Below are 13,646 nucleotides of genomic sequence, written 5' to 3' on the forward strand. Positions count from 1 at the left end.
GAACAATAGAGGCTCCCTCCCATGTCGTCCGAGAGTGCGGTCACCGCGGCGGAAACGCCCGCGGCCAGTGGACATGGAGAGGCGCATTCCACGGCAGGGTTCGGAGCGCTGACGCTCGGCAGCATCGGCGTCGTCTACGGAGACATCGGCACCAGCCCGCTCTACGCTCTGCGCGAAGCCGTTGTGGCGGCCAGCGAGCACAGTGGCGTCGCCACGACGCAGGCGGTCCTCGGCGTGCTCTCCCTGATCCTGTGGGCGCTGATTGTCGTCGTCACGCTCAAATATGTGGTGATCCTGCTGCGCGCCGATAACCACGGCGAGGGTGGAACGCTGGCGCTGATGGCACTGGCCGAACGCGCCGTTACCAAGGGCGCCGGCGCGGTCGTGATGCTCGGCATCATCAGCGGGGCCTTGTTCTACGGCGACGCGGTGATCACGCCGGCGCTATCGGTGCTGTCGGCGATCGAAGGCATCAAGCTCGTCACCGCGACCTTCGAACATTATGTCGTGCCGGTCACGGCGTTGATCCTGGTGGTGCTGTTTGCCGTGCAATCCCATGGCACAGCGCGGGTCGCCGCATTTTTCGGACCGATCATGTGCGTCTGGTTTGCGGTGCTGGCGATTGCAGCCGTGCCGCAGATCATCAAGCATCCCGAGGTCCTTCTGGCCTTTAATCCGCTGTATGCGGTCTCCTTCATGCTTCATCACGGTGTGATCGGGTTCGTCACCCTCGGCGCGGTGTTTCTCGCCGTCACCGGCGCGGAAGCGCTCTATGCCGATCTCGGGCACTTCGGCAAACGGCCGATCCAGTTCGCCTGGATGTTCATCGTGCTGCCGGCGCTGGTGCTGAATTATATGGGGCAGGCCGCGCTCGTCATCGTCGATCCCAAGGCGATCGAGAATCCGTTCTTCCTGATGTTCCCGGATTGGGCGCTGATCCCGATGGTCGTGCTTGCCACCGTCGCGACCGTCATTGCCAGCCAGGCCGTCATCACCGGCGCCTATTCGCTGACGCGCCAGGCGATCCAACTCGGCCTGCTGCCGCGCTTCGAGATTCGCCATACCTCGGAAGCCCATTCGGGGCAGATCTTTATTCCCCGCATCAACCGGATGCTGCTCATCGCGGTGCTGTTGCTGGTGCTGATGTTCCGCTCCTCCAGCGCGCTGGCCGCGGCCTATGGCATCGCGGTGACCGGCACCATGGTGGTCACGGGCATGATGGGCTTTGTCGTGGTGTGGAAGGTTTGGCGATGGTCGCCGATCGCCGCCGCCGCGCTGATCGCGCCCTTCCTGTTTCTCGACTTCACCTTCCTGACGGCAAACCTTCTGAAGGTGCTTGAGGGCGGCTGGGTGCCGCTGGCGCTCGGCGGGGCCGTGATGGCGCTGATGATCACGTGGCGGCGCGGCAGCCGGCTGTTGTTCGAGAAGTCGCGCAAGCTGGAATTCCCGCTCGCCGATCTTGTGGCGATGCTGGAGAAGCGGCCACCGCAGCGCGTCTCGGGCACGGCGGTGTTCCTGACCAGCGATCCCGCCAGCGCGCCGACCGCGCTGATGCATAGTCTAAAACACTACAAAGTGCTGCATGAGAAGAACGTCATTCTCACCATCGAGACCGCGCCGACGCCGCGGATCGACCCGTCCGAGCGGGTGCGAATGGAGCAGATCAGCCCGACTTTCTCCAAGGTGACGCTGCGCTTCGGCTTCATGGAATCGCCGAATGTGCCGAAGACGCTGGCGATCGCCCGCAAGGTCGGCTGGCAGTTCGACATCATGTCGACCTCGTTCTTCCTGTCGCGGCGCTCGCTCAAGCCCGCCGCGCATTCCGGGATGCCGCGTTGGCAGGACCATCTGTTCATCGCGCTCAGCCGCGCCTCCAACGACGCCACCGACTATTTCCAGATCCCGACCGGCCGCGTCGTCGAGGTCGGAACGCAGGTCACGATCTAGCTTTTTGCTGGTCCTAAGCTGTTTGCGGTGCTTGATTTTCCCCGCGCAAGAGGCGACTTTGCGCCCGAAACGGGGGCCGGCTGAGCCCAAGAACTGAGCCCAAGAATTGTCTGGAGAACGCGCGTGGCCGACCACAAGGTGCATGATCTAACGCCTCAGGAAGTGTCGAACGGGATAGCGGATGGACGCTATCTCCTGGTCGACGTCCGCGAGCCCAACGAGGTCGCCGCTGAGGCCTATCCGGATGGCGTCGTCGTGCCGCTGTCGACGTTTGATCCGGACGAGATTCCGGATCCGCAGGGCAAAGAGGTCGTGTTTGCCTGCCGCTCAGGCAAGCGCTCGGTGACGGCATCGCTCGCGGCGCAGGCGGCGGGGTTGCCTTACGACAAGCATCTGGCAGGGGGCATATTGGGCTGGAAGGCTGCGGGATTGCCGACCAAGACGGGCGGCTGACTTTCCATGACTTCCATGAACAAGGTCTTCGCAGACCTTCCCGTCACCATTTTCGAAGCGATGTCGCAGCTCGCGCGCGACAACAACGCCATCAATCTCGGCCAGGGCTTTCCGGACGATCCCGGTCCGGAGGACATCCGTCGCGCGGCCGCGGATGCTTCCGTCAACGGCTACAATCAGTACCCGTCGATGATGGGTATCCCCGAGCTCAGGCAGGCGATCGCCACCCATTACGGCCGCTGGCACGGACTTGACCTCGATCCCATGACGGAAGTCATGGTGACCTCGGGCGGCACCGAAGCGCTCACATCGTCGATCCTCGCGATGGTCGAACCGGGCGATGAAGTGGTCGTCTTCCAGCCGGTGTACGATTCCTATCTGCCGATCATCCGTCAGGCCGGAGGCATTCCGCGCCTGTTGCGGCTGGAGCCGCCGCACTGGCGGCTGAACGAGGAGATGCTGCGGAGCGTCTTCAACCACAAGACCAAGGCGGTGTTGTTCAACAATCCGCTCAATCCGTCCGCCGTGGTCTATCCGCGCGAAGACCTCGAACTGCTAGCGCGGTTCTGCCAGCAATTCGACGTGGTCGCGATCTGCGACGAGGTCTGGGAGCACGTGATCTTCGATGGCCGCGAGCACATCCCGCTGATCACGCTGCCGGGCATGCGGGACCGCACCATCAAGGTCGGTAGCGCCGGCAAGATCTTTTCGCTCACCGGCTGGAAGATCGGTTTTGTCTGCGCCGCGCCGCCGCTTCTGCGGGTTGCCGCCAAGGTGCATCAGTTCCTTACCTTCACCACCGCGCCCAACCTGCAGGCGGCGGTGGCCTATGGGCTCGGCAAGACGGATGCGTATTTTCACGACATGCGCAAGGACCTGGCGCGGAGCAGGGATAGGCTGACAAAGGGACTGGAGAGCCTCGGCTTTCCCGTCCTGAAATCGCAAGGTACCTATTTCCTCACCGTCGACCTGTCGCCGCTCGGGCTCAACGAGACCGACGAGGCGTTCTGCCGGCGCATCGTGACCGACTACAAGGTGGCGGCGATCCCCGTCTCGGCCTTCTACGAAAAGGACCCGGTGACCTCGGTCGTACGTTTTTGCTTTGCAAAGAAGGATGCAACCCTCGACACTGCGCTCGAGCGTCTGTCGGACGCGGTGCACCGTCGAAAGAGGTAGAGAGATGCACGGGCAGGGCCGTCATTCAATTTTTCTCGCCGCCCTGTTTGCCGCGGCTCTGCTCGTCTCCTCATCCGCCCGCGCCGAGGAACGCACGGTCAATTTCTACAATTGGTCGAACTATATGGCGCCGGGTGTGCTGGAGGACTTCACCAAGGAGACCGGCATCAGGGTGGTGTACGACACCTTCGACGCCAACGAGACGCTGGAAACGCGGCTGCTTGCGGGCAAGTCCGGCTACGACGTCGTGGTGCCGACCGGCTATTTCCTGCAGCGCCAGATCACCGCAAAGGTCTTCCTCAAGCTCGACAAGTCGAAACTGCCGAATCTCGCCAATGCCTGGCCGGTGGTGACCAAAGAGCTCGCGACCTACGATCCCGGCAACAACTACGCCGCCAATTACATGTGGGGCACCACCGGCATCGGCTACAACGTCCAGATGGCGCAGAAGATTCTCGGCCCCGACGCCAGGATCGATAGCTGGGACATGGTGTTCAAGCCGGAGAATCTCGCGAAGTTCAAGGATTGCGGCATCCATATGCTTGATTCCGCTGACGACATCCTGCCCGCGGCCTTGAACTATCTCGGCATCGATCCGAACTCCACCAAGCAAGCCGATCTCGAGAAGGCCGCTGACCTCGTCAGCAAGATCAGGCTTTATGTTCGCAAGTTTCATTCCTCGGAATATCTGAGCGCGCTCGCCTCCGGCGAGATCTGCTTCGTGGTGGGCTGGTCGGGCGACATCATGCAGGCGCGCAGCCGCGCGGTCGAAGCCAAGAACGGCATCGAAATCGGCTACGCCATCCCGAAAGAGGGCGCGCAGATGTTCTTCGACAATCTCGCGATTCCTTCGGACGCCAAGAACGTCGCCGAGGCCTATGAGCTGATCAACTACCTCTACCGGCCGGACGTCGCTGCGAAGAACTCGAACTTCCTGTCCTACGCCAACGGCAACTTGGCCAGCCAGAAGCTGATCGATCCGAAGATTCTCAACGACAAGAACATCTACCCGGACGAAGCGACCCAGAAGAAACTGTTCGTCATCACCGCGCGCGACCCGGCCACCCAGCGGATCATCAACCGGCTCTGGACCAGGGTGAAGACGGGGAAGTGAGGCTCGCTGCCGCCGTTATTGCGAGGAGCGCAGCGACGAAGCAATCCATATCTCCGCAAGTGGCGCAATGGATTGCTTCGCTTACGCTCGCAATGACGCGCAAAGGCAGCAGTCGGCTCACCGCCAGCGGCGGTGCAGCCAGAGCCACTGTTCCGGATATTCGCGCACCCAGCCTTCGATCACATTGGTGACGGCCTGCATCGTGCCCTGAATATCGATCTCCCCGGACGCATTGAACACGGGCTTCACTTCCTCCGACAGCTCGCCGCGGAAGCGGTTATTGGGCAGGCGGATGATGCGGGCGCCGTGGATCGGGCATTCCACTTGACGTCGGAGCCGCGCCAGCGTCGGGTTGGCCTTGGTCTTGCGGCCGAAGAAGGTGACCTCGACCCCGTTGGTCAGATATTGGTCGACGAGCATGGCGACGTGCTTGTTGTCTTGCAGCGCCTGCGCAAGCCGGAGCGGCGCGTCGCGGCCGGCGGGGATCAGCGTGCCCATCTTGATCGCGCGGATCTTCTCGATCGCGCGGTCGGCGGCTTCGCTATTCGGCCGGCGGAACAAAATCGCGGTGTCGAGCCCGTGCGCAACCGCCGCCAGCGCCGGCAATTCCCAATTACCGAGATGCGCGGCAAAGATCAGCGCCGGCTTGCCGTCGTCCCTTATCTGATCGAACAGCTCCATGGTCCGCGGCGACAATTCGATGCGGCTGTTCTCGGGATGGTCGCGGTCGTAGTCCCAGATATGGTCGAGATGGGCGAATTCGGCGCCGATGCGGCCGAGATTGTCCCAGACGCCGGCCAGGATCTTCTCGATCTCCTCAGGCGATTTTTCCGGAAACGCGGCCTTCAGATTCTCGCGACCGATCCGGTCCTCACGCAGCCTGCGACCGATGAAATGCGCGGCGCGTCCGAAGAAATCGGCAGTCTTGAACGGATCGAAGCAGCGCGTGGTGCGCAACAGAGCGATCGTCAGCGCGCCCACCGCTGCCTCGCCCACGGGCTTGACGGCGTCGCGAAGGCGCGCGCGGGCACGAAGGAGCTGGAGGCGGTTCATCGCGACAAGCGGCGCAGCGTTTGGTTGAGCATGATCTCTTCGGAAAACCGGAGATCAGTTCTTCCGATCATGCTCTAGGCCGGCTCGCGCGTCAGGATCAATGAGGCGTTCTGCCCGCCAAAGCCGAACGAATTGGACATCACGGCAGTGACACGGGCGTCGCGCGCCTTGTTGCCGACCACGTCGAAATGAATGGTCGGGTCCGGTACGTCATAGTTGATGGTCGGTGGAATCCGCTGGTGCTCGAGCGTGAGCAGCGAGAATACCGCCTCGACCGCACCGGCCGCGGAGATCGTGTGGCCGACCATCGATTTGTTCGACGACACCGGAATCTTCGAGATCTGCTCGCCGAAGACCGCCGAGGTCGTCAGATATTCCATCTTGTCGTTCTCGGGCGTCGCTGTTCCGTGCGCGTTGATGTGGTCGATCTGCTCCGGCTCCATCCCGGCGTCCGCCAGCGTTTTGCGCATGCAGCCGATGATCGGCTTGCCGTCCGGGCTCGAGCGGGTGCGGTGGAACGAATCAGTCAGTTCGCCGCAGCCGGCGACGACACCCAGGATCCTCGCGCCGCGCGCGGTGGCCGCCTCATAGCTCTCCAGCACCAGCGCGCCGGCGCCTTCGGCCATCACGAAGCCATCGCGATTCTTGGAGAAGGGCTTGGAGGCACCCTGCGGCGGATCGTTCTGCGTCGACAGTGCCGAGAGCAGGGAGAAGCGGACTACGGCCTCGGGATTTACCGAGCCGTCGGTTGCAACGCAGAGCGCCGCATCCGCCTCACCGCGACGGATCGCCTCGACGCCGAGCTGGATCGCGGTTGCGCCGGAGGCGCAGGCGGTCGACAGCGAGATCGGCGAGCCCTTGGTACCAAAGTTCTCGGCGAGGTATTTTGCGACCGAACCGAACATGAAGCGATCATGATAGGGCGCGAACCTGCCGCCACCGCTCGCGCGCAGCATGTCGTAGTAGTCGAATTCCTTCTTGTCGATCGTGCGCCCGAGTTCGAGCCGCTGCGGCCATTCGGTCTCGACCGGCGCGACTGCGAGGAAGAGGGGGCCTGGAAAGTCACCCTTGCTGCCGATACCGGATTGCGCCAGCGCTTCGTCGGTGGCGATTTCGGCGATGCGCTCGGAAAGGCTGGTCGAGGTGAACGGATCGACGCTGACGAAATCCACCGTTCCCGCCATCGTGGTCCTCAGTCCATCGATCGGAAAACGGGTGACCGTCTTGATGCCGGATTCGCCGGCAACGAGCTTGGCCCAATTGTCGGCTTTGCCGGCGCCGAGCGACGTGACGATGCCCATGCCGGTCACGACAACGATCGGCCTGCCAAACTTATCGCGTGGTGTCGCCATGCTTCCCCCGTCGATGCTTGCGCGAATGCGCCCTACTTGACGGCCTCAACCAGGGCCATCCCTTCGCCCTGCCAGTGACCGGTTCCCATCACTACAATCTGGGTCGGCGGATCGGATTTTTCAACCTCGAAGCCGGTCGGATCGTTCGGCGGAAACAGCGCGCCGCGTGAGACCGAGAGCGCCGCCAGGGCAACGCCGAGCGGGAATTGGGCCTCCACGGTGTGGCCGAACATCGTTCCGGTGGCGCGCACGGCAAGGCCCTGGTGCTGGCGCAGGAACGCGCGCTCCTCTGACGTGACGGGCTCGGCGCCGGTCGCGCCGGTGACCACCACGCCGACATCGTCGTCGACGCCGAGTTTCGACCATAGCGCCTCCAGAGACTTCGTCACCGCGCCCGGCTGTTTGCGCTGTGCGAGGTCGGCGACCACCTTGGAGAGCTTGGCATAAGGCTTGGCGCCGCGCGCCTCGGCGTGCTCACGGGATTCCAGCACCAGGAACGCGCCGGCGGAACCAAGCGCGAATCCGCTGTTGTTCTCGCGGGCCCAAACCGGAGTGAACTCTCCGGTCAGGTTGAAGTCGCCGAATTCGAAGAGGACGAGCAGGTCGAGGCGTTCGCCATTATAGGCGCCGCCGATCAGCGCAATGTCGCTTTGGCCGGCCTCGATGCGCGCCACCGCAATCCGCGCCGCATCGATGCTGGAGGCTTCCTCACCCATGAAAGTGCGCGAGGTGCCGCGGACGCCGTGAACGATGGCGATATTGCCCGCAAGCAGGTTGGAGAGCTGCGCCAGGAACAGCGTCGGGCGCAGCTCGCTCATCAGCCGCTCGTTGAGGAAGCCGGGGCTGAAATTGCCACGCGCATCGGCGTTCAGGATCGCCGTATCGACTGCGAGGTCGCGCTCGCCGCCGCCGGCCGCGACGATCATGTCCATGCGGGACAGGATTTCCTGATTGCCTTTGACGCCGGCCGAATCCAGCGCCATCCCCGCAGCATAGGTGCCGATGCGCTGCCAGGCTTCCATCTGGCGCTGGTCGCCCTTCTTCGGGATCTGCGCGTCGAAACTGACCGGGGCGAGCGGATGGACGATATAGGGCGCGAACCGCTTGTCGTCGATGTTGATGCGCTTGGCGTTGAGCGCATCCCAATGCGCGTCCAGTCCTTCGCCGAGCGACGAAAGGACGCCAATGCCGGTGATCCAGACTTCCTTCCGCTCAGTCATGCGTCAGCGCCTGCAGCGGAAAGCCGATCTTCTTGGCCATCGCGTCCATGTGCACGCGAAGATCGGGATGGGGGAAGGGGATGTGGCGGAATGTCAGATCGGCGCTGCATTTCAATTCCTTGCCTACCCGAACCTTGGCCGACGTCACCGCAAAGCCCGAACCTTCATGCTCGACCTTGGCCTCGATCGTCAGTACCTCGCCCGGGTTGACGAAGCCACGCATCTTGGCTTCCTTGATCATCGCGAGAAAGGGCATCCGCTCGAACTTCATCAGGCCGAGCAGCAGCCAGCCGGACGACTGCGCCATCGCTTCCGTCAGCAGCACGCCAGGCATGATCGGATAGCCCGGGAAATGGCCTTCGAAGATCGTGCTGGTCTGCGGAACGTCAGCTTCCACCACGATCGTCTTGTCGCCGATGTTGAGGTCGACGATGCGATCGATGAGCGTGAAATATTCGAGCTGCATGGGGCGCTCGGTTACGAGCCCGACGCCGTGCCCGTGCCTGCGTTCTTGGCCGCGACCAGTTCGTCGATGCGGTCAGCGAGGTTCTTCAGCACGAAGTACTGCTCGGTCGTGGCCTTGCCGTCGTTGACTTCCTGGGTCCACTTCTCAAGTGGCATCTTGATCCCGAACGCCTTGTCGATCGCAAAGGCGATGTCGAGGAAGTCGAGGCTGTCGATCCCCAGATCGTCGATGGCGTGGCTTTCCGGCTTGATCGTGTCGCGCGGGATATCGCAGGTCTCGGCGATAATGTTGGCGATCTGCTCGAATGTGGAAGACATCACTAAGCCTTTGATATATTGGCGATAAATTCCGGGACGATCGGGAGGCGGCGGGCTGATTTGCCCCGGAATGCCCTGTTCCCCCGGGCGGACTCGAGTGCCCGTATATCGGAGCGGGGCCGCGAGTTCAATGGAGCTTGGCCTTGTCTGTGGAGCCGCTTTGTTGGGCAGCAGATAGGGCTGCGGTTCCAGCGCTAGCCCCTCGGCATCACCGAAATCCGCGCGCAATCGCGCCGGCCCATCAGGACGCAATCCTGGGTTTTGCGCAGGTCGGCGATGCTCACGGCCAACCAGATGCCGATTGCGGTCAGCGCCACCGTGAAAGCGAAGGCCGCGATATTGGCCAGCATGCGCTGGCGGAAGTCATCGGGCTCCTCGCGCGGGCGCTCGTAATGGGAAAGGTCCCGGGCCACTTGCCCGGGCTTTCCCGCCTCGAGCGGTTGCTCGTGGCGGGCGGGCGGATGGGCGGAGGTGCGCGGCCGGAATTTGAGCACCACGTGCTCGCCGTCCGAGCTGATAGGCCGCTGGGTTTTCACTGCCGTCCGTCCGCAGAAGTTGTGATCCTGTTTAGCACGCCGTGCGCGCTCCTCACGTAAAATATTGGTGCGCGCTCTCGCAACCTGATCCCCCGCGACACTTCATGGAACTGACAGTGGGGCGATGGGCGCAAGGCATCGCGGCGATGCGTGCGATGCACCCTCGCGCGTCGTGGGGGATCCTCTGTTCACAGCTTGTCGAAACGAGAGACCAAGGAATTCAATCCCTGGTGGCGACGTGCCATAGTGGAACCGGCCCTCGATGGTTTCCGTCGGCAGCAATAGGGAGTTGAACCATGGCAAATACGCGTGAGCCGATTCTCAAGCCGGTTACGATCATGTCCCTGCGCCCGACTCAGATGACGGTCGGCATGAGGGAGGTCAAGGAGAAGCGTCAGCGTTGGCGCGAGCACAAGTCAGCGAAGAAGCGCGCCGAAATGCTCGGCCAGCACATGATCCCGGTGGTGCTCGGGCCCGATGAGCGCCACTACGTCGTCGACCATCACCATCTCGCCCGCGCGCTGCACGATGAGGGCGTCAAGGATGTGCTTGTCACCGTGATCGGCGATCTCACCATGGTCGAGCGCGATGCATTCTGGGGGGTGATGGACAACAAGCGTTGGGTCTTTCCCTACGACGCGAAGGGCGACCGCAGGCATTTTCGCGATCTGCCGAAATCGGTGGTCGACCTGAAGGATGATCCATTCCGCAGCCTCGCCGGCGAACTGCGCCGTGCCGGCGGCTTTGCCAAGGATACCACGCCATTCAGTGAATTCCTGTGGGCGGATTTCCTGCGCCGCAGGGTCGCCCGCAAGCTTGTGGACGCTGATTTCGACACGGCGATGGAGAAGGCGCTCGCGGCGGCAAAGAGCAAGGACGCGGTCTACCTGCCGGGCTGGTGCGGTCCAGCGTCCGATGACTAGCCGTTTGCCGGTCCCCGTGGTGGCGTGACCGCCGTATCCCGCTCACCGGGATCGTCGTGGCCGCCCAGTGCGCGATGCAGCAAGCGCTCAGTGCGGCGGCCGACGGTCAGGAGCACGAGCGCGATCACCAGGGCCGTCGCGACGATCCGCCACTCTCCGGCTCCGGAGACGATCCCGATACAGGCGGCCAGAAAGGCACAGGCGGCGCTCGTCAATCCACGGACGCGGAAGTGTTCTCTCTCATGGACGATGACGCCGGCGCCGAGAAAGCCGATGCCGGTCAAGATGCCCTGGATCACTCGGCTGGTCGCATCGGTGATCTTGCCAACTTCGGTGAACTGCACGGCGACCACCACGACTGTCGCGGTGGACAGTCCGACGATGCCGAGCGTCTTCAGGCCGATCGGCTTTCCGCGCAGATCGCGATTGAGGCCGATCAGGGCGCCCGCCAGCGTGGCGACGCCAAGGCGCAGGATGATGTCGCTCCATTCAAGCACGCGGCATACCTCGGCGGCCGGCTATTTCGGCAACCGTCCCATCATGTAGAACTCGTCGTTCGGGCGCATCGCGGTGAAATTCGCCATCCGGTTTGACAGTGCAAAGAAGGCGGCGATCGCCGCGATGTCCCAGATGTCGTCGTCACTGAACCCGTGCGCTTCGAGCGCGCTGAAATCTGTCTCCGAGATTGTGCTCGCCTCGCGGCTCACCTTCATCGCAAAATCCAGCATGGCGCGTTGGCGCGGCGTGATGTCGGCCTTGCGATAGTTGACGGCGATCTGGTCGGCGATCAGCGGATTCTTGGCGCGGACGCGCAGGATCGCGCCATGCGCGATCACGCAGTAGTGGCACTGGTTGGCGGCGCTCGTTGCCACCACGATCATTTCCCGCTCGGCCTTGGAGAGGCCGCTGTCCTTCTCCATCAGCGCGTCGTGATAGGCAAAGAAGGCGCGAAACTCGTCGGGGCGATAGGCGAACGCCAGGAAGACGTTCGGCACGAAACCGGATTTCTCCTGCACTGCGAGGATACGCTCGCGGATATCCTCGGGCAATTTGTCGAGGGAAGGCGTGGGAAAGCGTGTTGCGATCGGCTCAGTCATGGGCGGGTTCCGGCTCAAGGCAATGCAGCTTGGCCGGAACCATAGTCGATGACGGCGCGAGCGCAAGCGCCCGGCTGAAAGCGCTCAGCGCAATGGCTTCTTCAGGAGCGAGAAGCGGTCCGGATCGAGTCCCATCGAGGGCTGCAGCATCGGCGCATCCAGCGTGGTGCTGCGCGCGGCGGGCCGCTCGCTGATCGCGGGGTCGTTGGGCACGTCGCGGTGCGAGGTCGCGCCGCGCCAGCGCTCCAGGACGGCCGAGACGAAATGCATGTCGTGGCCGGCGGCAACCGACGGCACGGTCGCGATGGTGGCTTCGCTGCGCGGAAGCTGATGCGGCGGCACCTCCTTGAAGCGCAGCCGCGTCGGCAGCGCCACGCCCTCGCCGAACGCCAACACCTCGCGAGTGCCGAGCGAGGGCACGAACGACAGCAGGTTGGCCGCGGCGTCGGAAACCGCCGAGCGCAACAGCGCCTGGTCGCGGTCGTTGGCGAGCCGCATCGTGAACAGCGTGTTGCACTGGGAGATGATGGTGGCATCCAGCTCGGCCGGGCGCTGGGTGACGAGGCCGAGATAGACGCCGTATTTGCGGCCTTCCTTGGCGATACGGGAGACCGCCTTGCGGGTCGGGCCAAAGCCGATATTGCGGTCGGCGGACGCGTAGCGGTGCGCCTCCTCGCAGACGAACAATAGCGGCGAGACGCCGTCGCTCCACAGCCCGAAATCGAATGCCATCCGGCAGAGCACGCTCACGACGGAATCGATGACCTCGGCCGGGAAGCCGGCGAGCTGCATCACTGTCATCGGCTTGCCGTTGGCGGGCAGGCGGAACAGGTGGCTGATGACCTCCGCCATGGTGTCGCCGCCGACATTGGCGTTGTCGAACATGAAGGCGTAGCGCGGATCGTTGCGGACGGTTTCGATGCGCGAGATCAGCTTGTGATAGATGATGCGCGAGGAGCGGTTCTCGAGCTTGCCCATGCGCTCGTCGATCAGCGCGATCAGGTCGACAAGACGATACGGCACCGGCGTGTCGACGGTGTAGCCGATCTGCTTGGGATCGATGCGCTTCAGTCCGATACGGTCGGCATTCTGGTATTGGGTGTAGATGCCCTTCGCCATCGGGATGACTTCGGCAAGGATGTCGAGTTCTTCCGGCACGCCGGGGCGGCCGCCGAACAGCACGTCGACGATCTCTTCGAAGTTGAACAGCCAGAACGGCAGCTTCAGGTTGCGCGGGTTGAGCACCTGGGCGCGGTCGCCGAAGCAGCGCCCGTATTCGTTGTGCACGTCAAGGAGGAAGATGCGCAGGGTCGGCCGCGACTTCAGGATCTCGTTGAGGAGCAGCGACACGCCGGTGGACTTGCCGACGCCGGTCGAACCGAGCACGGCGAAGTGCTTGGACAGCATTTCCTCGATATCGACATAGGCGGTGACTGAACGATCCTGCTGCAGAGTGCCGACATTGATCTGGTCCGAGCCGCTCGGCGCATAGATCGTACGCAGTTCCTCTGCGCTGATCAGGTCTACGGTGTCGCCGATGGTCGGGTAGTTGGTGACGCCGCGCTGGAATTTGGGACGGTCGCCGCCGAGGATTTCGCCGAGCAGGTCGACGGAGGCGGTTGCGATATAATTGTCGGATGTCGGCAGGTCCTCGCAGCTCACCTCCGTGATCATGGCGACGATCACGGAAGACGCACTCCGGATGCTGACGAAGCGGCCGACGGTCGCACGCACTTCCGAAAACGGCATCTGGCTGGTTGCCAGGAGTCCGACGCGGGCTTGCGAGCCGCGCACCGAAATCACACGTCCAAAGGATGTCACAGTTCCGGACCCGGGATATTGTGAGATTGAGGTGGGCTCTCACTATGGGAAGCGGGGCTGCACAAAGGGTTAAACCGACGCCGTTCCGAATTTGCTAAATCCACATCATCTGAGTGAGGATTTACCTCTGGGCGATAGCGAGGGAGCCAAGTTGTACGGGAAAATCAGGGT

The 13,646-nt window shown here is 63.2% G+C and carries 14 protein-coding genes; 5 read left to right on the forward strand and 9 right to left on the reverse strand.

Annotated elements, in window-relative coordinates; genetic code table 11:
• Nucleotides 1–21: 21 nt before the first annotated feature.
• From ACZIRK_RS24635 to ACZIRK_RS24650, 4 genes are all read left to right on the forward strand, one after another.
• Nucleotides 22–1,947: a potassium transporter Kup gene (locus tag ACZIRK_RS24635; protein WP_463328241.1), complete on the forward strand. Its 1,926-nt coding sequence runs from the start codon at nt 22–24 to the stop codon at nt 1,945–1,947.
• A gap of 123 nt (nt 1,948–2,070) precedes the next feature.
• On the forward strand, nt 2,071–2,400 hold the full coding sequence (locus ACZIRK_RS24640; protein ID WP_130226340.1) for a rhodanese-like domain-containing protein: 330 nt from the start codon (nt 2,071–2,073) through the stop codon (nt 2,398–2,400).
• A 6-nt stretch (nt 2,401–2,406) separates the two neighbouring features.
• Nucleotides 2,407–3,576, forward strand: coding sequence for an aminotransferase (locus tag ACZIRK_RS24645; RefSeq protein ID WP_130226339.1), 1,170 nt, complete (start codon nt 2,407–2,409; stop codon nt 3,574–3,576).
• A gap of 4 nt (nt 3,577–3,580) precedes the next feature.
• Nucleotides 3,581–4,690, forward strand: a complete 1,110-nt coding sequence (locus tag ACZIRK_RS24650) for a polyamine ABC transporter substrate-binding protein (RefSeq protein WP_463328242.1) — start codon at nt 3,581–3,583, stop codon at nt 4,688–4,690.
• Between the two features lie 117 nt (nt 4,691–4,807).
• On the opposite strand, the gene ACZIRK_RS24655 is transcribed toward ACZIRK_RS24650, so the two are convergent.
• The 6 genes from ACZIRK_RS24655 to ACZIRK_RS24680 form a co-directional block, all read right to left on the reverse strand.
• Nucleotides 4,808–5,743: a lipid A biosynthesis lauroyl acyltransferase gene (locus ACZIRK_RS24655; protein WP_130226337.1), complete on the reverse strand. Its 936-nt coding sequence runs from the start codon at nt 5,741–5,743 to the stop codon at nt 4,808–4,810.
• 74 nt (nt 5,744–5,817) lie between these two features.
• On the reverse strand, nt 5,818–7,095 hold the full coding sequence (locus ACZIRK_RS24660; protein WP_130226336.1) for a beta-ketoacyl-ACP synthase: 1,278 nt from the start codon (nt 7,093–7,095) through the stop codon (nt 5,818–5,820).
• 32 nt (nt 7,096–7,127) lie between these two features.
• Nucleotides 7,128–8,315, reverse strand: a complete 1,188-nt coding sequence (locus ACZIRK_RS24665; RefSeq protein ID WP_130226335.1) for a beta-ketoacyl-ACP synthase — start codon at nt 8,313–8,315, stop codon at nt 7,128–7,130.
• Nucleotides 8,308–8,781 carry a 3-hydroxyacyl-ACP dehydratase FabZ family protein gene (locus ACZIRK_RS24670; protein ID WP_028166494.1) on the reverse strand — a complete coding sequence of 158 codons (474 nt, stop codon included), beginning with the start codon at nt 8,779–8,781 and terminating at the stop codon, nt 8,308–8,310. The genes ACZIRK_RS24665 and ACZIRK_RS24670 overlap by 8 nt, the downstream gene beginning before the upstream one ends.
• Before the next feature lie 11 nt (nt 8,782–8,792).
• A complete protein-coding gene (locus tag ACZIRK_RS24675; RefSeq protein ID WP_027583603.1) occupies nt 8,793–9,098 on the reverse strand; it encodes an acyl carrier protein in 306 nt (101 codons plus the stop codon).
• 194 nt (nt 9,099–9,292) lie between these two features.
• A complete protein-coding gene (locus tag ACZIRK_RS24680) occupies nt 9,293–9,634 on the reverse strand; it encodes a hypothetical protein (protein ID WP_130226333.1) in 342 nt (113 codons plus the stop codon).
• Nucleotides 9,635–9,930: 296 nt separating this feature from the next.
• On the opposite strand from ACZIRK_RS24680, the gene ACZIRK_RS24685 reads away from it, so the two are divergent.
• Nucleotides 9,931–10,557 (forward strand): ParB-like protein, encoded by a 627-nt coding sequence (locus tag ACZIRK_RS24685; RefSeq protein WP_130226332.1) that lies wholly within the window; start codon nt 9,931–9,933, stop codon nt 10,555–10,557.
• On the opposite strand, the gene ACZIRK_RS24690 is transcribed toward ACZIRK_RS24685, so the two are convergent.
• The 3 genes from ACZIRK_RS24690 to ACZIRK_RS24700 form a co-directional block, all read right to left on the reverse strand.
• A complete protein-coding gene (locus ACZIRK_RS24690) occupies nt 10,554–11,054 on the reverse strand; it encodes an MgtC/SapB family protein (protein ID WP_130226331.1) in 501 nt (166 codons plus the stop codon). The genes ACZIRK_RS24685 and ACZIRK_RS24690 overlap by 4 nt on opposite strands.
• Nucleotides 11,055–11,075: 21 nt before the next feature.
• On the reverse strand, nt 11,076–11,654 hold the full coding sequence (locus ACZIRK_RS24695) for a peroxidase-related enzyme (protein ID WP_130226330.1): 579 nt from the start codon (nt 11,652–11,654) through the stop codon (nt 11,076–11,078).
• A gap of 84 nt (nt 11,655–11,738) precedes the next feature.
• Nucleotides 11,739–13,475, reverse strand: a complete 1,737-nt coding sequence (locus ACZIRK_RS24700) for an ATP-binding protein (protein WP_028166489.1) — start codon at nt 13,473–13,475, stop codon at nt 11,739–11,741.
• Nucleotides 13,476–13,646 lie beyond the last annotated feature (171 nt).

The organism is Bradyrhizobium sp. Leo114 (assembly GCF_055229415.2).